15 protein-coding genes and 1 tRNA gene are annotated in these 19,038 nt (G+C 65.6%); 9 read left to right on the top strand and 7 right to left on the bottom strand.

Translation table 11 applies throughout. The features are described 5' to 3' along the window. Positions 1–50: 50 nt before the first annotated feature. Positions 51–659, bottom strand: coding sequence for a CGNR zinc finger domain-containing protein (locus FBZ93_RS21635; protein WP_146988733.1), 609 nt, complete (start codon positions 657–659; stop codon positions 51–53). Positions 660–815: 156 nt separating this feature from the next. Here FBZ93_RS21635 and FBZ93_RS21640 point away from each other — a divergent pair, with 156 nt between their 5' ends. Continuing rightward, positions 816–1,520 (top strand): alpha/beta fold hydrolase, encoded by a 705-nt coding sequence (locus FBZ93_RS21640; RefSeq protein ID WP_146988297.1) that lies wholly within the window; start codon positions 816–818, stop codon positions 1,518–1,520. Between the two features lie 43 nt (positions 1,521–1,563). After that, a complete protein-coding gene (locus FBZ93_RS21645) occupies positions 1,564–2,418 on the top strand; it encodes an alpha/beta fold hydrolase (RefSeq protein WP_146988299.1) in 855 nt (284 codons plus the stop codon). Positions 2,419–2,434: 16 nt separating this feature from the next. Here FBZ93_RS21645 and FBZ93_RS21650 read toward each other — a convergent pair whose 3' ends face one another. Next, positions 2,435–3,736, bottom strand: a complete 1,302-nt coding sequence (locus tag FBZ93_RS21650; RefSeq protein ID WP_146988301.1) for a PQQ-dependent sugar dehydrogenase — start codon at positions 3,734–3,736, stop codon at positions 2,435–2,437. 453 nt (positions 3,737–4,189) lie between these two features. Between FBZ93_RS21650 and FBZ93_RS21655 the strand changes: the two genes are divergently transcribed. After that, positions 4,190–4,486, top strand: coding sequence for a hypothetical protein (locus FBZ93_RS21655; protein WP_146988303.1), 297 nt, complete (start codon positions 4,190–4,192; stop codon positions 4,484–4,486). An 88-nt stretch (positions 4,487–4,574) separates the two neighbouring features. Here the strand turns inward: FBZ93_RS21655 and FBZ93_RS21660 are convergent, their stop codons facing one another. Both FBZ93_RS21660 and glf read right to left on the bottom strand, forming a co-directional pair. Beyond that, positions 4,575–5,846 (bottom strand): serine hydrolase domain-containing protein, encoded by a 1,272-nt coding sequence (locus FBZ93_RS21660; protein WP_146988305.1) that lies wholly within the window; start codon positions 5,844–5,846, stop codon positions 4,575–4,577. Between the two features lie 66 nt (positions 5,847–5,912). Then, positions 5,913–7,118 (bottom strand): UDP-galactopyranose mutase, encoded by a 1,206-nt coding sequence (glf, locus tag FBZ93_RS21665; RefSeq protein WP_146988307.1) that lies wholly within the window; start codon positions 7,116–7,118, stop codon positions 5,913–5,915. A 210-nt stretch (positions 7,119–7,328) separates the two neighbouring features. Between glf and FBZ93_RS21670 the strand changes: the two genes are divergently transcribed. Both FBZ93_RS21670 and FBZ93_RS21675 read left to right on the top strand, forming a co-directional pair. Then, a complete protein-coding gene (locus tag FBZ93_RS21670) occupies positions 7,329–8,561 on the top strand; it encodes a hypothetical protein (RefSeq protein WP_146988309.1) in 1,233 nt (410 codons plus the stop codon). A gap of 72 nt (positions 8,562–8,633) precedes the next feature. After that, positions 8,634–9,791, top strand: coding sequence for a caspase family protein (locus FBZ93_RS21675; protein ID WP_146988311.1), 1,158 nt, complete (start codon positions 8,634–8,636; stop codon positions 9,789–9,791). 41 nt (positions 9,792–9,832) lie between these two features. Here FBZ93_RS21675 and FBZ93_RS21680 read toward each other — a convergent pair whose 3' ends face one another. Together FBZ93_RS21680 and FBZ93_RS21685 are read right to left on the bottom strand one after the other, a co-directional pair. Continuing rightward, entirely contained in the window at positions 9,833–10,381 is a 549-nt protein-coding gene (locus FBZ93_RS21680) for a DUF488 domain-containing protein (RefSeq protein ID WP_146988313.1), read from the bottom strand. 12 nt (positions 10,382–10,393) lie between these two features. Then, positions 10,394–10,603, bottom strand: a complete 210-nt coding sequence (locus FBZ93_RS21685) for a DUF2945 domain-containing protein (RefSeq protein ID WP_074128806.1) — start codon at positions 10,601–10,603, stop codon at positions 10,394–10,396. Between the two features lie 346 nt (positions 10,604–10,949). Between FBZ93_RS21685 and FBZ93_RS21690 the strand changes: the two genes are divergently transcribed. The 4 genes from FBZ93_RS21690 to FBZ93_RS21705 all read left to right on the top strand — a co-directional run bounded on the left by FBZ93_RS21690 (position 10,950) and on the right by FBZ93_RS21705 (position 18,638). Beyond that, positions 10,950–13,391, top strand: coding sequence for a bifunctional diguanylate cyclase/phosphodiesterase (locus FBZ93_RS21690; protein WP_146988314.1), 2,442 nt, complete (start codon positions 10,950–10,952; stop codon positions 13,389–13,391). 548 nt (positions 13,392–13,939) lie between these two features. Then, a complete protein-coding gene (locus FBZ93_RS21695; RefSeq protein WP_146988316.1) occupies positions 13,940–15,583 on the top strand; it encodes a hypothetical protein in 1,644 nt (547 codons plus the stop codon). A 69-nt stretch (positions 15,584–15,652) separates the two neighbouring features. Then, a complete protein-coding gene (locus FBZ93_RS21700) occupies positions 15,653–17,854 on the top strand; it encodes an AAA family ATPase (RefSeq protein ID WP_167529154.1) in 2,202 nt (733 codons plus the stop codon). Then, positions 17,835–18,638, top strand: coding sequence for a hypothetical protein (locus FBZ93_RS21705; RefSeq protein WP_146988319.1), 804 nt, complete (start codon positions 17,835–17,837; stop codon positions 18,636–18,638). The genes FBZ93_RS21700 and FBZ93_RS21705 overlap by 20 nt, the downstream gene beginning before the upstream one ends. A 262-nt stretch (positions 18,639–18,900) precedes the next feature. Here the strand turns inward: FBZ93_RS21705 and FBZ93_RS21710 are convergent. Next, positions 18,901–18,976, bottom strand: a tRNA-Phe gene (locus FBZ93_RS21710). Positions 18,977–19,038 lie beyond the last annotated feature (62 nt).

The raw sequence follows: 19,038 nt of genomic DNA on the forward strand, positions 1-19,038 counted from the left end.
CGCTTTTTTGAGCATGATCTTTTCGGAAAACCGCTTCGCACTTTTCCGGATCATGCTCCGCCCTTGTCCTTCATCCGGCTGCGGTGCGCGGCCTGCTTGGCGCGGTTGCCGCAGATCGCCATGCTGCACCAGCGGCGCGCACGCGCCCGCGTGTGATCGGCAAACATCAGCGTGCAGGCCGGGCCCTCGCACGCCTTGATGTCGGTGAAGCTTTCCTCGCAGACCACCCTCGCCATCGCCTCGCCGATCGGCAGCAGCAGCGTTTCGGCCGAGCGCCAGCGCCGCGTCCGCTCCAGCGCGAAACCGTCATGATCGTCGTGACGATGCGGCACGATCCGGCTGAACGCCTGATCGCTTTCGAGCAGCCGGTTCAACGGCTCCAATTCCTTGAGCGCCCGCGGCGCCAGCGGCTTGCCCATATGCTTGCGCACGAAGCCGCGGAACCATTCGCGCAGATCGCGGGCCTGACCGGCGACATCGTCGAGTTCGTCCGGCCTCGCGCGCGCCTTGAGCTCGTCGAGCACATCCGAACGCACCAGCTTGGCCTGCGCGAGCCAGCGCAACAGGCCGTCGCCGTCGGCGATCCAGTCGAACGGCGTGTCGACCGGGGTTGCGATCGAATTGATGAAATCGAGACCAGGGCTATCGGCGATGAACATCGCGGGCGGGTGGGATTGCACGGTGATGTCCTCCTGGGCGGCCTTTCGTGTCGCCGCAAATAACCTGATTAAAGCCAGTTGACAAGTTACGAACATTGGAGCATAAGGCTTGTAACCTGTCAAATACCATTTAACTGGTTATAAACGGAGCGAACGATGTCGAACAAGGATGTCAGCGTGGTGCTCGTCCATGGCGCATGGGCCGACGGGTCGAGCTGGGCGCGGGTGATCAGGGCGCTCGACGCCGAGGGCATCACGGCCATCGCGGCACCGCTGCCGCTGACCTCGCTGGCGGACGACGTCGCCGCGCTGAACCGCACGCTCGATCGCGTCGAGGGACCGGTCGTGCTGGCGGGCCACGCCTATGCCGGCGCCGTGATCGCCGAGACCCGCTCGCCCCGCGTCAGGGCGCTGGTCTATGTCGCGGCGCTGGCGCCGGACGAAGGCGAGACCGTCGCCGAAATGTTCTATCGTGCGCCGCCGCATCCGTTTGCGCCCAAGCTCGCACCCGACGCCAACGCTCTGATCTGGCTGCCCGAGGCGGCCTTCGCGTCGGCCTTCGCGCAAGGCGCGCGGTCCGAGGACCTCGCGGTGCTCGCCGCCGTGCAGCGGCCGATCTCGCCGGCTTGCATCACGGTGCCGGTCGGCCGTCCGCTCTGGAAGGACGTTCCGAGCTGGTTCCTGGTTGCCGAGGACGACCGGATGATCGCGCCCGCCACCCAGCGCAGCATGGCGGCCCGCATGAAGGCGACCGTGCGGCCACACCCCGTCGATCACACGCCGATCGTCACGGCACCGAAGCTCGTTACCGACTTGATCCGCGAAGCGGTCAGCGAAGTTGCCAAAAAGACCAAATCCTGACGTCGCAAAACGTCCCCGCAAACACCACCACAAGGAGTGACAGATGTCCCAGGTCAAATACCGCACCGCCGATGTCGATGGCTTCAACGTGTTCTATCGCGAAGCCGGCTCGCCCGGCGCGCCGAAGCTTTTGCTGCTGCACGGCTTCCCGAGCGCCGGACACATGTTCCGCGATCTGATCCCGCTGCTCGCGGACAAATTCCACATCGTGGCGCCCGACCTGCCCGGCTTCGGCCAGTCGGACATGCCGCCGCGCGACAGGTTCAACTACACGTTCGACAGCATCGCCGGCGTGATCGACCGCTTCACCGAGGTGATCGGCTTTGATCGCTACGCAGTCTATGTGTTCGACTATGGCGCGCCGACCGGCTTCCGCCTGGCGATGAAGCATCCGGAGCGCATCACTGCGATCATCTCGCAAAACGGCAATGCCTATGAGGAAGGCCTCAGCGACGGCTGGACCCCGATCAAGGCCTATTGGCAGGATCCTTCGCCGGCGAACCGCGACGCGCTACGCGCGCTCCTGACACCGGAGACGACACGCTGGCAATACACCCACGGCACATCGGATCCGCTGGCGGTGTCGCCCGACGGGCAGAACCTCGACAATTACTACATGGCGCGGCCGGGCGCGCATGACGTGCAGCTCGACCTGTTCGGCGATTACAAGAGCAACGTCGCGCTCTACCCGGCCTTCCAGAATTACTTCCGCACCCACCAGCCGCCGTTCCTCGCGGTGTGGGGCAAGAACGATCCGTTCTTCCTGCCGCCGGGCGCCGAGGCGTTCAAGCGCGACATTCCGAACGCCGTCGTCAAATTCTTCGACACCGGCCACTTCGCGCTGGAGACGCATGCCGCCGAGATCGAGGAAGCTATCCGCGAATTCCTGACCCGCTGACCTCGACGCGCGCCGTCTACGCTCCCGTGACGCGCCAGATCACGTTGCCGACATCGTCGGCCACCAGCAGCGAGCGATCAGGACCGATCGTCACGCCGACCGGGCGGCCGTAGGAGACCTTCTCGTCGGGCGCGAGGAAGCCCGACAGGATGTCGCGCGCCGGCCCGGACGGACGGCCGTTCTCGAACGGCACGAACACCACCTTGTAGCCCGACAGCGTCGAGCGATTCCACGAACCGTGCTGGCCGATCACCATGCCGTCGGGGAAGCCGGGCAGCGTGCCCTTGGGCATCCAGCACAGGCCGAGCGAAGCGGTGTGACCGCCGAGCGCGTAGTCCGGCTGGATCGCCTTGGCGACCATCGCCGGATCCTGCGGCACGCGATCGTCCACCGTCTGCCCCCAATAGCAATAGGGCCAGCCATAGAAGCCGCCGTCGCGCACCGAGGTCAGATAGTCCGGCGGCGTCTCGTCGCCGATGCCGTCGCGCTCGTTGACCACGGTCCACAGCACATTGGTGGTCGGCTCCCATGCGAGCCCGACCGGATTGCGCAGGCCGCCGGCGAAGATGCGGCTGGTGCCGGCTACGAGATCTAGCTCATAGACCGCGGCGCGGCCTTGCTCGACCGCCATGCCGTTCTCGGCGATGTTGGTGAGCGAGCCGACGCCGGCATAGAGCTTCTTGCCGTCGGCGCTCGGCAGCAGGCTGCGCGTCCAGTGCCCGTCGGGCTTGAAGGTGACGAGCTTGCGTCCCTCCGCGGTGATGCGGTCGGCGCCCGCGGTGTAGGGAAACGCAACTACGCCGTCGGTGTTGCCGACATAGAAAGTGTCGCCGATCAGCGCCATGCCGAACGGTTGACGCAAGCCCTCCATGAAGGCACCGCGGCTCTCGGCAACACCGTCGCCGTCGCGGTCGCGCAGCAGCGTGATGCGATTGGCGCTGACGCCGAGGGCTGCGGCGCGGCGCATCGTCGCCTGCATCGCATAGTGGAAGACGCTGCGCGGCGTGCCTGCGATCTGCGTCGCCTCCGCGATCAGGACATCGCCGTTCGGCAGCACGTTGATCCAGCGCGGATGATCGAGCCCCGCCGCGAAGGCGTTAACCTTGAGCCCGGGCGCGGCGGTCGGAAGCTGGCCCTTGTCCCAGCCACGAGCCGTCGGCATCTTCAGCGTCGGGATCGCGCCCTGCGACTTTGCCGCTGGAATCTGCGGCGCGTTGCCCCAGGCGGGCGCGGGCTGCGCGCCCTGCATCCGCCGCCACGCCACGGCGCCGGCCCCGATCGCCGCGACGACGCGGGCAAAAACTCCAGACGTGCTCATGAACTTCCCCTGTTATTCGCGCCGGTTATTGCGCCTTGTTATTGCCTTGCCGGCCGGCCGCGGCCCGCAGCAGCATTCGCATAATGCCGGCCCTGATGACAGTAGTTATACGATCTTCGCAGCCGCACACGAATCGAGGACACTGGCTGCACGCTCCCTTGTCAGAGCGCTTTCCTCCCTGAGACCTTGCCCGCCCCGGTCGGCGGGCTTCCTTTTCCCAAGCGCCCAGCTCGGGCGCAGCCTGCTGTGGACCGTTATAGCTGGAAGAGCATAGCGAGCCCACAAGCCATGCATTCTGCCGTGCACAGCGACAGCGTCGATCTGTCAGGCGCAAGCCCTCTCACCAAAACCTGATCGCAGCTTCGCGCAGACTCGCCTTCGTGCGCTGCATGGCGGATCAGGAACGCCGCTCCGTGGCGGTTGTTGGTCGTGACACCAGAAAGGAGTGTATGAATGCAACGGAACACCAAGATCATGGCTCTGGCCGCGGCGTCGCTGATCGCAACGACGGCGGGTGCGTTCGCGCAAGGCTACTATCCTTATGGGAACCCCGGTTACCGATACTACGGCGGCCCACGGTACGGCGCGCAGCCGTATGCCCAGCCATACGTGATGTACAATCAGACGGAACCGGGCTGGTACGGCTTCACCGGCAGCAACCATCCAACGCCGAGTTCGACGCAGGGCGATGTTGGCCCTGAAGGGAACAATAACGGCACCCTGACCGGCCCGTACTACCGGGCGTGGTAATCACTCATATTCGAAGCCCATCGCTCCGCCTGAGCGATGGGCTTTCTCGTGTTCGTCACGTGTCGATCACTCGCAGCGCGAAAGCTCCTCACTTCACCATCGCGCCGTAGACGATGTCCTGCACATTCTCGCGATAATATTTGCGCAGCTCGCCGGGCGCTGCGGTTCCCACCACCACGACGAGGCGCTCCTTCGGATCGCAGAAGAACTGCGTGCCATAGGCGCCGTTCCAGGTGAACTCGCCGGGATTGCCCGGCACCGACGACAGCCCCTCGCTGGTGCGCACGGCGACCGCCAGCCCGAAGCCGAAGCCAGCGCGATGCGGCTCGACCGCGGCGACGTTGTTCTTGATCTCGGGCCCGAGATGGTTCGACGTCATGTGATGCACCGTCTGCGGGCTGAGGATGCGCTTGCCGTCGAGCTCGCCGCCATTGAGCAGCATCTGCCCAAAGCGGACATAATCGCCGACGGTGCCGAACGAGCAGGCGCCGCCGCAGTCAAACTTGGTCGGCGTATCGAGCAGCTTGATGGCTTGCGGCTTGCCGGTCAGCGGATCGTTGGGGAACGGCCGCGCCAGCCGCGCGCGCTGGGCATCGCTCGGGTGGAACGTCGCCTCCTTCATGCCGAGCGGCTTCCAGACATTGGCGGCCAGATAGTCGCCGAGCCGCTGACCGGAAACCTTCTCGACGACGGCGCCGAGCACGTCGATCGAGAAACCGTATTCGAACTCGGTGCCAGGCTGATGCACCAGCGGCAGCTTGGTCATGCGGTCGATGAAGGCCGCCGTGTCGCCCTCGACCGCCGGCGCGGTACCGTCGGGATAGAGCCGCGCCAGCGCGCTCGAGCTGTCGGGCCGGCCGCCATACATCAGGCCGGAGGTGTGGCGATAGAGATCGTGGATGAAGATCGGGCGCGCCTGCGGCTCCATCGTCAACGAACCGTCGGCCTGCTGCACGCCGACCTTCATGTCGGCGAATGCCGGATAATACTCGGCGACCTTCGCCTGCAGCGGCAGCCGCCCCTGCTCCATCAGCGTAAGGCCAGCGACCGCCGCCATCGGCTTGGTCATCGAGGCCAGCGCGAACACGGCATCGATCGGCATCGCCGTGCCCTTGGCCGGGTCGAGCTGGCCGTAGGCCTTGTAGTGCACGAGCTTCCCGTCACGCGCGATCGCCACCACGGCGCCGGGCACGCGCTTGGCCGCGATCTCGCGCGCGAAGAAGTCGTCGAGCCGCGCCAGCCCCTTGTCGGAGAAGCCGGTCTGGTGCGCCGAAGCTTCCGGGAGCGGCGGCGCGGCGTGGGCGATGTTGAAGGCAAGACTCGTGGCGGCGGCAGCCGCAGCAATGACGATCTTTCGCATTGTTTCCTCACCGGGGGACCGCGGGCGATTGTTATGCGATTTGCTGCCCGCTTCGGCAGCAATAGATCACGCCGACAAAGGCGACAAGGCGTGGCGGCGCGCGGCGGTGCCGCCGGTGCGCATGTCTCCTGCGAAGAACGGCTCGACCTCGTGCTCGAACGTCTTCAGCGCGGCGCCGATCGCCTGGTGCATGTCGAGATATTTGTAGGAGCCGAGGCGGCCGCCGAAGATGACGTTCGGATGCGCCGCCGTCATGGCGTGATAGGACGCGAGCATGGCGCGGTCGGCGGCGGTGTTGATCGGATAATACGGCTCATCGTTGCGGCCGGCGAAGCGGGAATATTCCCGATAGATCGTGGTCCGCGGGCCCAAATGCGCGCGTTCCGGATGCAGATGCCTGAACTCGTGGATCCGGGTGAACGGCACCTCGGCATCGGCGTAGTTGATGACGGCGGCGCCCTGGAAATCGGCGACATCGTGCACCTCGCGCGCGAAGTCGACGGTGCGCCAGCCCAGATGGCCGCAAGCATAGCCGAAGAAGCGGTCGATCGGCCCGGTGTAGATCACGAGCTGGCCCGGGTTGATGCGGTCAGCGACGTCGAAATAGTCGACACCGAGCTCGACCGCGACCTTGGGATGATCGAGCATCCGGCGGAAGATCGCGGTATAGCCATCGACCGGCATGCCCTCGTAGCGATCGGCGAAGTAGCGATCGTCGAAGGTGAAACGAACCGGCAGGCGGCCGATGATGTCGGCCGACAGATCGCGCGGATCGGTCTGCCACTGCTTCTGCGTATAGCCGCGGATCAGGAGATCGTAGAGCGTGCGACCGACCGAGGCGATCGCCTTGTCCTCCAGATTGTTGATGCCGGCCGCGCCATGCGCGGCAGCCTCCGCCGCGATCACGGCGCGCGCCTCGTCCGGCGACATGATGCGGCCGAACGCGGCGCACACCGTCGCAAGGTTGATCGGCATCGAATAGACGCGGCCGTTCGCCACCGTGAAGACGCGGTGACGATAGTCGGTGAAATACGTAAAGCGCTGCAGATAGCGCCAGACCGTGTCGGAATTGGTGTGGAAGATATGGGTGCCGTAGCGATGCACCTCGACGCCGCTGTCGGAATCGACTTCCGAGTAGGCATTGCCGCCGATATGCGACCGGCGGTCGAGCACGCAGACGCTGCGGCCGAGCTTGCTCGCCACCTGCTCGGCGATCACGGCGCCGAAGAACCCCGCCCCCACCACGACGACGTCGAAGCTTTCAAGCTGCATGTGGCCCCTGCCCCGCGCGGGCCCAGGCGGCAGCCCGCCGCGACATCCCGACGGAGCTTCAACGGCGCCGTGGCCGACTTCCGGCGAAGATTTTGGTTAAGGCCACGATAATTCCGTGCCCGGAACGGCCGGCTCGGCCGTTCAACTGACAGCATGCGAGGCGGTGGATTTGTCCGCGCGCGCGGCAACAGCATCATGCGCGGGGGCCCCATGTCCGTGATCTGCGTCCTGTATTCCAGCAACACCACCTATGATTCACTGCGCGGCATCCTCGCGATGGCCGCCGCCGAGCTCGACCGGCTCGGGCACGAGGTCAAGATGCTCGACCTGCTGGCGCCGGATTTCTCGGCCCGGCTCAATGCGCTCTTGCCGCGAAAGACCGAGACGATGGCGCTCGGCTTCTCCGGCATCGGGCTCGACATCCACACCAAGGACGGCAGGCTGTTCTGGGACGTCGCCCAGATTCCTGTGTTCACCTGGTTCTGCGACCACCCCTGCTACTTCGCCAAGCGACACGGGCTCGAGAGCCGCTACACCGCGCATGGCTACGTGTTTCCCGACCATGCTGCATTCAGCCGCGATCACCTGAGCGCCAACGGCGCCGTGTTCGCGACCCATATGGGCATCCCCGACCCCGGCTTCTTCGGCGGCCTGCCGCCCGAGCAGCGCAACGGCCGGCTGATCTTCGCCAAGTCCGGCTGGAATCCGCTGGGGCTCGAGCGCGGCTGGCGCAAGACGATGCCGCCAAAGCTGTTCGCGCTGCTGTTCGACGCAATCGCGGAGGCACGCGGCAAAACCTGCGGCGCGTTTCCGAAGATCATCGTCGACGTCGCCGAGCGGCATCTGGTCTATCTGAAGCCGGGCGGCGACCTGTTCAACGTCATCCTGACCCGGCTCGACAACTACACAAGGGGCGTTCGCACCCGCGAGGTGGGCGCGGTGCTCGCCGACTATCCGGTCGATTTCATCGGCGGCGGCTGGAGCAATCTCGATGTCTCCGGACGTCCCGCCCGCGTGCTCGGCGCGATGACCTTCGATGCGATGCGCGAAGGCCTCGGCAGCTATCTCGCCGCGGTCTCGCTCAATCCAAATATCGACTTGTCGGTGCATGACCGGGTGTTCTTCGCGCTCGGCGCCGGCACCGTGCCGGTGTTCGACGCCAACCGCTTCTCGGCGGCAGAGATGCCGCATCTTGCCCGCTACAGCTTCGGCCAGGACACGACCAGCATCGCCGCCGCCGTCGAGGCCGTGCTGGCCGATCCCGCCGCGGCGCAGGCGGCAACCGCCACCACGATGAGCGAGCTCTATCCGCGCTTCTCGATGCAGCGCTCGGTACAGGACATCCACGAGATCACGATGTCGATCGCGGGCGCCGCCGGCGCCGGCCTGTTGCCCGCCGAGCCGGTGCCGGCCGGCGTCTGGACGCCGAAGCAGGCAGCCTGACCGCCGCCAGATCCATGGCCGGCTCGCGCCGGCTGCGCTACCTTGCGCCCGTCACCTCCGATCGGGTCCAGCATGAACCGCCGCGCGTTTGTTTCGGGACTGGCCGTTGCCGCGGCGCTCGCCGGTCTTGCTCCGCTGCCGGCCGCCGCCGACGGTAAGCGGGTGGCACTGGTGATCGGCAACGGCGCCTACAGGAGCGTGCCGGCGCTGACCAATCCGCCGACTGACGCCGGCGATATCGCCGCGGCGCTGAAGCGCCTCGGCTTCGCCGTCACCCTGATCAGGAACGGCAGCTTCGATGACATGCGGCGCAGCCTGATCGCGTTCGGGCGCGAGGCTGCCGGTGCCGACATGGCGGCAGTGTATTTCGCCGGCCACGGCATGGAGATCAACGGCGACAACTGGCTGATCCCGGTCGATGCCGAATTGAAACGCGACACCGATGCCGCGAATGAAGCGATCAGCCTGCAGAGCGTCATGCTACAGGTCTCGAGCACTGGAAGTCTCGGCCTCGTCATCCTCGATGCCTGCCGCAACAATCCGTTCGCGGCGAAGATGAGCCGCTCGATCGCCACTCGCGCCGCCACGACCAGCGGGCTCGGCCGCATCGAGCCGGTCGGCAACGTGCTGGTCGCCTATGCCGCGCGCGATGGCACCACGGCGCTCGATGGCGACGGCCGCAACAGCCCGTTCGCGGCCGCGCTACTCCGCAACATCGAGGCGCCGGGCGTCGAGGTGACCTTCATGTTTCGCAACGTCCGCGACGACGTGATGGAGGCGACGCGCAACGAGCAGCAGCCTTTCGTCTACGGCTCGCTGTCGCGCAAGGCGATCTATCTGGCGGCGCCGCCCGCCGAGTCAGCAGGCGCGAAACAGGCGAACATTGCGTCCGCAGCGGCCGCTCCCGCATTGCCGTCGCCGGCAACGCCAGCCGGCGCCATCGATCCCGCACTGGTCGGCACCTGGGAGATCATGGTGGCGAGCGGCCGCGGCCAGTCGCGCTGGATCTGGCAGATCATGGCCGACGGCACCTACAAATTCCACGCCGAGCCGTTCCGCTCGGCGCAAGCCCATGAAGGCACCGTCACCTTCGCCAACGGCCGCTGGACGCTGCATGCGCTGAAGGGAATGAGGAATTACAGCGACGCCGGCTCCTACGAGGTCCGCGACAGCATTGCCGTGATCACCGGCAAGCTCGGCACCGGCTATTGGAAGCGCAGCGTGGAGTGAGGCGCGCGGCGCGAGGGCAAGGTCCGCAGGCTTCGCAGACCTCATAGATCCAGTTCACCCGTCGCCGGATAGACCACCGTCCCATCGCCCTGCACGACGGCGCCTTCGGTGAGGCGGGCGGGCTCCAGCCGGCCCTCCCCCATGAGATGGACGACGTTCTCGCCGGCCGCGATCAGGTAGTCGGCGACGATGCGGCGGTGGCAGCGCCACCACACGGCTTCGGAGCACATCATCGCGCAACGCTGCCCGTGCCCCTCGTCACGCAAATGCTGCAGGCCCGCGTGAAACTGCGGCGACAGCGCGTAGTCGGCGTAGTTGTGAAAGCTCTCGTTGCTCCAGAAGCCATTGACCGAAGGCGGCACGCTTCGCGCCCTGCCGCGCAGCCCGCCGAGATCGGCCAGATGCTCATACGAGATGCCGGCGGCCTTGAGCGAACCGGGAAGCGTGTCCTTGTTGAACTGCGGATTGGTTCGCGAGCGCGGCACCGTTCTGATGTCGACGACACGGTCGATGCCGGCCGCGGTGAGGACGGCGACGAAATCCTCGAGACTGCGGTTCGAATGACCTATCGTGAAGAACGGAAGCGCCATGCCGCGCCTCTGCTACGCAGGATGGAGCGCGCTGCCCTTGTGGGCCGCGACATGATCGGTCTTGTCGCTCTTGATCTCGTATTGCGGATCGGCCTCCGAGGCGCGATGCATGTGCCCCTTGTAATCGAAATCACGCGTGTGAACCCTGATGATGGTGCCCGAGACGTGTCCGGCCTCGGAATTCCAGCTGACGTGATCGCCGACCTTGAATCTCCTGGTCATTTTTCAAGCGTCCTTCGTGCGCGGGATGCCAAGGCATTGAGCAAGGCATTGAGCTACCGCGGCAACAAAAGTTTCATCCAGGTTAAGTTCCTCGCGTACCTAATGCCGGTTGCAGGATTCACCGATACTATACCAAATCTGCGGAAGAGCCCCCGACTGTGATCTGCATCGCTCCAAGGTTGTCGCGCGATATGCTAACGAGTTTGCCGCGTAAATTGTACGTTGGCGTTTTGGTTGGGGACCGATGGCCGCTCGTAAACTGCCGCAAGGGCAGGCCCTCACGCGGGTAGCGCGTCGACGCTGGAATGAGGAACGGTCACTGCGGTGCGCCATCAGGATGGCCCGCATGGGGTACTGGGAATCACACAGTGCCACCGCGACCGATGTCTGGATATCGCCCGAATTCGCCTCGTTCTACGAGTTCAAGACCGTCGACGGCTTCATCCCCATCGCCACGGTGCGCGAGCGCTATTTGCCCGAAAGCCGGACGGTTCTGGAAGCGCATTACGCAGCCTGCTGGGCCGAGGGACAGCCTTATGCAGTGCAGACGCGGCTGCGCAGGTCCGACGGCAGCGTGCTCGACTGCGTGGTGCATGGCGAGCCGGAATTCGACGCGCGCGGTCAGGTCCGGCGCGTGTCCGGCATCGTCCGCGACGTCACCGAGGAAACCGCTGCGCTGCGCCGCCTCGCGGAGAGCGAGCAGCGGCTGGCCGATTTTGTCTCGACCGCCTCGGACTGGTGCTGGGAGAGTGACGCCGCGCACCGGCTGCTGCCCTATCCCAAATCGCTAGCCGGCAATGCCGCCTTCCAGACGGTGGCCTCGGGCGGCAAAGCGCGCTGGGAACTGGCCTATGCGCCCGAGGACGCGGAGACGATGGCGCGGCACCGGGCCGATATGGAGGCGCATCGCCCTTTTCGCGACTTCACCTACACGCTGATCGGCAAAGACGGGTCGCGCGTCAGCATCTGCACCAGCGGCAAGCCGATCTTCGCCGATGACGGCAGCTTTCTCGGCTATCGCGGCACGTCCAGCGACATCACCCAGCTCAGGGCGGCCAAGGCGTTGCTCGACCAGCGCACGCGGGCGCTGGAGGAAGCCCACCGGCTCGGCAAGATCGGCACCTGGAGCTACCGGCTGGACACCGGCCGCACGACCTGGGCGCCCGAGCTCTATCAGCTGCTCGGCTTCGACCCAGATACGTTCGCGCCGACCGATGAGACCGTCAGGCCACGTTTCCTGGGCGGCGATGCCGAGCGCTTCCGCGACGTGCAGAAACGGGTGTTGCGCAGCCGCAGGACCGAGGCCACGGACCTGCGCATCCTGCACGCCGACGGCACCGCCCGCGACCTCGCTGTCATCTGCAAGGCGGAGATCGCCCACGACGAGGTCATCGGCATCATCGGTACCGTGCAGGACGTCACCGAGCGCAAGGAGGCCGAGCGCCAGCTCGAGCAGCTCGCCTACAGCGACCCGTTGACCGGGCTCGCCAATCGCGCGCTGTTCACGCGCCAGCTCGCCGCCATGATCGAGGGTTGCGCCGTGGAAGGCCGGGGTGGCGCGCTGCTGCTGATCGATCTCGATCGCTTCAAGGAGGTCAATGATTCCCTCGGTCATGCTGCCGGCGACAAATTGCTGATCCAGGTGGCGGCGGCGCTGCGGCAGGATCTGGGGCCGCGCGCCTTCATCGCCCGGCTCGGCGGCGACGAGTTCGCCGTGCTGGCGGAGGGACGCAGCATGTCCGACGCCGCGCTGACCGGACTTGCCAACCGGCTGATCGGCAAGCTGTCGGTCCCGGTCGATCTCACCGAGGGCGAGGCCGTCGTCGGCGCCACCATCGGCATCGCCCGCCTGCCCGAGCATGGCGCGACGGCGGAGACGGCCGTGCGCAACGCGGACCTCGCGCTCTACATGGCCAAGGAGGCCGGGCGCGGCCGCGCCCAGCTGTTCGAGCCGGTCTATGCCCAGGCGGTCGATCAACGGCTCGATCTCGGCCGGCATCTGCGCCACGCCGTGGAGGCCGGCACGCTCGAGGCCCATTACCAGCCGCAGCTCGACCTGCGGACCGGCCGCGTCACCGGCTTCGAGGCGCTGCTGCGCTGGACCCATCCCGAGCGCGGGCCGATCTCGCCGGCGGAGTTCATCCCGATCGCCGAAAGCTCCGGGCTCATCGTCGACCTCGGCCTGTGGGTGCTGCGCGAGGCCTGCCGGCAGGGCCGCGCCTGGCTGGATGCCGGGCTGCCGCCGCGCACCGTCTCGGTCAACGTTTCGCCGGCACAGATCTGGAATGTGGATTTCGAGACGGCGGTCGCGGCCGCGCTGGCGGACACCGGCTTTCCGGCGGAGCTGCTCTGCCTGGAGCTGACCGAAAGCCTGTTCGTGGATCATACCGAGCAGCGGATCAGCCGCACGCTGACAGCGCTCTCCGATCTGGGCGCCCGGCTGGCGCTGGATGATTTCGGCTCGGGCTACTCCTCGCTCGGCTATCTGACGCGCCTGCCTTTCGACTGCCTGAAGGTGGACCGCGCTTTCGTGGACGGCATTTCCACCGCGCCGGAAAAGCGCAAACTGCTCGGCGGCATCATCGCGCTGTCGCACGGGCTCGGCATGACCGTGGTGGCGGAGGGCGCCGAGTTGGCAGCCGAGGTCGACGTGCTCGGCACCCTCGATTGCGACCTGGTGCAGGGCTTCGTGTTTTCCCCGCCGATCGCCGCCGACAAGGCGCCGCTGGTGGCCGCCGGCATCGAGCGCGAGGCGTACCGGATCCAGCCGAGACGGAAGAGCCTCTGAGCCGTCACCACCTCCGCAACTTCATTTGCCCGCGGCTGAATAACGTTACATCTGGCCGGAGTTCCTGCCCGCGCAATGGGTCCGGGCGCATTTCAGAAATGGATTCAGATATTTAGAGCCTGTCCCGAACCGGACGACGGCCGCGCGTTCAAATCGCCGTGTGCGCCTTGCGCGCGTCAACCAGAGGGCGCATCTCCTTTGGCGTCCGATGCCAAATCCCCTTGCATCGATCCGGAACAGGCCCACCACGATTCGATCGAACCAGACCGGGCATGAAGCGACAAAACAGCCATCAACAATGAGCTTCCTGCCGGGCTGAAACTCTCAGCAATCATAAAACGATGCGTACACAATGTTGCGACTTCGTTTGGTTAAACGTTCTAATTGCACCTCCCTATGGTTGTGCGGCTGACGAGTCGCATCTAGCTTCCGCGCCGGCCGGAATTTTCATGTGAGCTGCCCAAGCACGATTTCCCGCAACGCGGCCTGAACGCCCGCGCTGCACATGCGGCTCCGTTTCGGAGTCGCCCCACCTGGAGACGACTGCAATGTCTACCTCTGCATCCCCGAAACTCGCGGAATCGACCGCCGTCAACGAGGCCATCAAGGCGCGGATGGCGCCGAAGCAGGCAACGCAGGCCGCGCCTGTCGACATCACCGCCAATCCCGTGGCCAAGATCGTCTTCAATCCCGAGGTCACGCCGGAGGAGCGCAGCCGCCAGATCGGCGCTCTGCTCTCGCCGGACCTTGCCGAAGAGTGCAAGGCTTCGGTCAAGCAGCTCGAGGCCTACAAGGAATACCTGGCGCAGCAACGCACGCTGATGCAACGCAAGCTGATCGAGCTGTCGTCGACGTCTGTCTTCGCCAAGATGAAGCAGACCTTCGCGGACATGAACAAGGGCGTGCTCGACTTCCGCGAGATGATCCGGCCGCTGGTCGACAATCTCGATGCGCTCTACACGCTGCGCACCGCCGGCGACAATGTCGTGCTGGATACCTTCGCGGAGATCGAGGAGGATCGCAAGCGCGAGGCCGATTGGGACCGCCGTACCTCGGAGGTCGAATCCCAGGCGCGGCAGGCGACCTCCGACAAGGAGATGCTCGAGCGCGACATCGCCAAACTGAAGACGCAGACCGGCTTGTTCGGCGGCATCAAGAAATCCGCGCAGGCCGAAATCGCCGCCAAGGAGCTCCTGATCGCCAAGCTGATCGAAGCTCTGAAGACCTATCGCGACAAGGCGCAGGCGATCATCACGGAAAAGGCCGAGCACGACGCCAAGCAGGGCAAGTTCAAGGCCGAGAAGGAGCAGGTCCGCAAGATGCTCGACATCTCCGGCCCCGAGCACGTCAAGCGCGTCGAGGGCATCATCAAGGCCGCGCTCGACTACATCGACAAGTCGCAGGTCACGGTCTCGGAGCTGCGCGACGAGCTCGGCGGGATCGAGGGGCAGGCCGACAAGCTGGTCAAGATCAACTCGCAGATGATCACGGTGGTCGCGATCCTCGACAAGGGCATCGACCTCGCCTCCGCGGCGAACAAGGAGAAGGTGCAGGCGCTGTCGACCGCGCGCGAGGGCGAGGATACCCTTGCCCGCCTCGAGCGCGAGCGGAAGAAGAACGATTTCGAGCGCCACGTCACCGCGCTGCTGGACAGCGGGCGCGGCACCAAGAAGACCGTGGCCGATCTCGAAAAGGACGCGGTCGACGCCAACACGTTCCACGACGCCCTCGGCAAGCAGAACGTCAATTTGCGCGAGCTCTCCAGCGACGGCATCGCCAGCGTCGCCACCAGCCTGAACACCACCATCCAGGCGCTCAACAACTCGGCGCTCAACGAGGCCTCGGAGAGCGTGCGGGATTCGATGCGGGCGATGAATGCGGTGACCGACGACGTCGCCAACAAGGAGGTGATCCGTCAGGCGCTGCAGGTCGACGAGGCCTCCAAGCGGATCATGGAGAAGGTCGAGTCGATGTCGAACATCGCCGAATCGCTGCAGGCCGCCAACAAGCTGCGCGAAGACGGGCTCTCCAACATCCAGAGCCGGCTCGGCGAGCTCAGCGACGTCACCGCCACGGTGCGCGCGCGATTGCAGGAGAGCATCGGCATGGACGCCAAGGAACCCGGCGCGTCGGCGGCTGCGGCGGCGCCGAAGCCGGTCGACGACAAGGAGATCACGTTCGGGCAGATCTGAGCTTATTTCCTGGACCGGCATTGCCGGCCCGGGCCTTCCCAGCAAGCAGCCTGACCGATGGACATCCCCATGGCCGACAACTTTCTGATCACCGGCAGCGACATGCTCGCCAACCGGAAGAACTTCAAGCTGGTTGGCCGCGCGGAGAAATTCGAGGAACTGTGCACCATCCTGACGCGGATGGAAGCCAACAGCGTGATCGTCTCCGGCCCGAGCGGCGTCGGCATCACCACGCTGGCGCTGGCGCTGCAGGCCCGCAAGGCCGACGCCGACGCGCCGTTCGACATCGTCAACAAGCGGCTGTTCTGGCTCGACACCGACGGCCTGTTCGGGCTCGGCGACAACGACGCCATCGTCAAGCAGTTCAAGGCGATCTTCGCCATCCTGAACCGCACCCCCGACAGTGTCCTGATCGTCGAGGATACGCTCGATCTGATCGACGCGCTGCGCAACAGCGGGCTGATGCACATCGTCAACGCGTTGACGGCGATGGTGAAGGCGAAGAAGACGCAGGTCTTCCTCGAGGTGCGCGAGGCCGACCTGACCCAGGTCCTCAAGTGCCATTCCGATTTCCGCGATCATTTCACGCTGATGGATCTGACCGAGCCGGCCGGCGCCGAGCTCGAGGAGATCGCGCTGCACGGCGCGAAAGATCTCGAGGAAAGCTACGAGGTCAGGATCGATCCGGCGGCGGTCAAGGCCGCCATCGACATGACGAGCAAGTATCGATCGCTCGACACCGGGCTCACCGCGGCGCAGCCCGCACGCACCCGCACCCTGCTCGATCGCGGCATGGCGCGCTACCTGCTGCGGGCGCATTCGACGCCGCCGCTGCTCGCGGAACTGGAGGCGGAGCTGGCGCGTCTCACCGCCAGCGGAGCCCCGCCGGGCAGCGAGGCGAAAGCCGCCGCCGTGCGCGCCGCGATCGCGCGCCACAAGGCCGAGTTCGCCGAATACCAGGCCAGGATCAAGGGCTACTACGCGGCGCAACGCGAGGGCGAGAAGTCGATCGCGCATATGGAGGCGCAACTGCGCACCCTCGAGGACGAGGAGAAGAAGCGGCACCTCGACGAGCCCGCCGGCAAGGCCTCCGCCGGCGATGCCGACTTCGACCTGATCGCCAGGGCGTCCGGCTATGCGACGCCCGAGATTCTCCAGCTGCGCAGCGAGATCGCGCGGACCCAGGCGGCCGTCGACGAAAACCGGGTGAGGTACAAGGTCGTCACCAAGGAGATCAACGACCGGCTGCTGTTCACCGCCGACATGGTGATCGACGAGTTCTCGCTGATCTCCGGCATCGATGCCTCAAAGCTCAAGCAGAACGACGCCGTCAAGCTGCTCAACCTGCACGGCTCGCTGAAGCGGCGCGTGTTCGGTCAGGACGACGTGCTCGACCACGTCGATCGAGCGGTCAAGGTCTGGCGGCGGGGGCGGCGCACCGACCGGCCGCTGCCGTTCCTGTTCTGCGGCGCCAGCGGCGTCGGCAAGACCGAGGTCGCCAAGGGATTGGCGGAAGCGCTGTTCGACACCGACAAGGCGTTGAACCGCTACGACATGGGCGAGTTCATGGAGAAGAACGACGTCACCAAGCTGATCGGCGCGCCTCCGGGCTATGACGGCTTCGCGGCCGGCGGCGAGATGACCAATTCGGTGCGGGCCAATCCGTATCAGGTCATGCTGTGGGACGAGATCGAGAAGGCTCACCCCGACATCTTCAACATCTGCCTCAACATCCTCGACGATGGACGTTGCCGCGACAATCTGGGCCGCAAGGTCGAGTTCGGTGACGTGGTGATGCCGATGACCACCAATATCGGCGCGGATCATGCGCTGCGGGTCGGCACCGGTCCCGGCGATCTGAGCCAGGAAGAGGCCTATGAACTCACCATCCGCGACCTGAAGAAGGCGTTCCGGACCGAATTCCTGAACCGCTTCGAGGGGCGCGAGAACATCATCCTGTTCCACAAGCTCAACATGGACACGATCGAGAAGATCGTGTTCCGCGAAATCTCGCGCATCAACGCCTTCTACGCGGCGCAATCGATCGAGGTGCGCTTCCCGGAGGCCGAGCTGCGCGAATTCTGCGACAAGACCTATTCGCCCGAGATCGGCGCCCGCGGCCTGCCGGGGCGGATCAAACGCATCGAGGCCATGATCGTCGACAAGACGATGGCGGACCCCGCCTTCACCGGCACGCTCGACATCGGCTTCGATGCGACGAGCCGCAATTTCACGTCGAGCTGGATCCCCCATGACCGAAAAGCCGCATGACGACGCCAACGCGTTGCTGGACGGCATCGACAAGACGCTGTCCGACTTCAAGACCAAGGCCTATGAGGCCAAGAAGTCCTACGACCAGTCCGAGCTCGGGCGCGCCCATCGCGACCTGACCATGCTCGGCCGGTTCTGGTCGCAGTTCGTCCGCTCCTGCGGATGGATCTACATGCAGCTGATCGCGCCGGTCACCTGGCGGATCTACCGCTTCGTGCGCTGGGCCTTCGCCGGCTACCGCGCGCTTTGGGCGCGCTGCGTCTACGCCAAGGACGCCTATGGCGATCCGGAATTCAGCAAGGCGCGCGGCGGCATCATGATCCTGGCGACGATCGCCGTCTGCTACCTCGTCTACGGCGCGTTGACGGTCGCGGCGACCCTGCCCTGGTACCTGGCGACGGTGCGGCACGACGAGCAGCTGTATCTGTCCAATTCGCAGAACCTCTCCGGGTCGCAGACCGAAGGCCTCGAGGTCCACGAGGTCTATGGTTGCGAGACGCTGCCCTGCACCGAGCAGAACACCGTGACCTTCCGGGTGCGCTCGACCTGGTTCAACGAGCTCTGGAGCATCCTCCACCACGGTTCGCTGTTCTATCCCGGCTACGTCGCCGCCGCCGTCAGCCCGGTGCTGAACCGCTGCGTCATCACCTCCTACGGTGTCCGCCGGAAATTCCTGGTGCGATCCTGGGAGCTCTATCCCGACCTCGTGCAGGTCGAATGCATGCCGACCGGGGGAGACGGAGGCAAGGACAGCAAGACGATCGATAACAAGGATTATCGGTAGGCGGCGAAACCCACTGGCCCGCAGCGCGGCAGATCACGGCACGGATTGTTCCTCTGACGTTGCGAAATCCGTCATTGGTGACGCATATGCGCGACCGGTTGGCCCATCCGAGCTACCAGCCGATCGAATTTGTAGGAGAGGAATGATGTCGAGGGGATCGAATCGTCCGTCTTCGCTTTCGCTTTGCTCAAGCTACGCCGGACACGCTTCGCCATCGTGATCCTGCGTGGCTCCGCCGCGCGTAGCCCGCACGGGCGAAGCGTGGTGCCCAGGGGCGGGATCGAACCACCGACACTGCGATTTTCAGTCGCATGCTCTACCAACTGAGCTACCTGGGCATACCCGCAGGACCGAAAAGGCCGAAGCGAGCGGGCGGTTTATAGAGAGGTCGGAGCGCTGT

The organism is Bradyrhizobium macuxiense (genome assembly GCF_007993935.1).
GTDB lineage: Bacteria > Pseudomonadota > Alphaproteobacteria > Rhizobiales > Xanthobacteraceae > Bradyrhizobium > Bradyrhizobium macuxiense_A.

Excerpts from the sequence above, each read along its gene's own strand:
- FBZ93_RS21635 (WP_146988733.1), bottom strand. The coding sequence starts at position 659 with ATGTTCATCGCCGATAGCCCTGGTCTCGATTTCATCAATTCGATCGCA.
- FBZ93_RS21640 (WP_146988297.1), top strand. The coding sequence starts at position 816 with ATGTCGAACAAGGATGTCAGCGTGGTGCTCGTCCATGGCGCATGGGCC.
- FBZ93_RS21645 (WP_146988299.1), top strand. The coding sequence starts at position 1,564 with ATGTCCCAGGTCAAATACCGCACCGCCGATGTCGATGGCTTCAACGTG.
- FBZ93_RS21650 (WP_146988301.1), bottom strand. The coding sequence starts at position 3,736 with ATGAGCACGTCTGGAGTTTTTGCCCGCGTCGTCGCGGCGATCGGGGCC.
- FBZ93_RS21655 (WP_146988303.1), top strand. The coding sequence starts at position 4,190 with ATGCAACGGAACACCAAGATCATGGCTCTGGCCGCGGCGTCGCTGATC.
- FBZ93_RS21660 (WP_146988305.1), bottom strand. The coding sequence starts at position 5,846 with ATGCGAAAGATCGTCATTGCTGCGGCTGCCGCCGCCACGAGTCTTGCC.
- glf (WP_146988307.1), bottom strand. The coding sequence starts at position 7,118 with ATGCAGCTTGAAAGCTTCGACGTCGTCGTGGTGGGGGCGGGGTTCTTC.
- FBZ93_RS21670 (WP_146988309.1), top strand. The coding sequence starts at position 7,329 with ATGTCCGTGATCTGCGTCCTGTATTCCAGCAACACCACCTATGATTCA.
- FBZ93_RS21675 (WP_146988311.1), top strand. The coding sequence starts at position 8,634 with ATGAACCGCCGCGCGTTTGTTTCGGGACTGGCCGTTGCCGCGGCGCTC.
- FBZ93_RS21680 (WP_146988313.1), bottom strand. The coding sequence starts at position 10,381 with ATGGCGCTTCCGTTCTTCACGATAGGTCATTCGAACCGCAGTCTCGAG.
- FBZ93_RS21685 (WP_074128806.1), bottom strand. The coding sequence starts at position 10,603 with ATGACCAGGAGATTCAAGGTCGGCGATCACGTCAGCTGGAATTCCGAG.
- FBZ93_RS21690 (WP_146988314.1), top strand. The coding sequence starts at position 10,950 with ATGGGGTACTGGGAATCACACAGTGCCACCGCGACCGATGTCTGGATA.
- FBZ93_RS21695 (WP_146988316.1), top strand. The coding sequence starts at position 13,940 with ATGTCTACCTCTGCATCCCCGAAACTCGCGGAATCGACCGCCGTCAAC.
- FBZ93_RS21700 (WP_167529154.1), top strand. The coding sequence starts at position 15,653 with ATGGCCGACAACTTTCTGATCACCGGCAGCGACATGCTCGCCAACCGG.
- FBZ93_RS21705 (WP_146988319.1), top strand. The coding sequence starts at position 17,835 with ATGACCGAAAAGCCGCATGACGACGCCAACGCGTTGCTGGACGGCATC.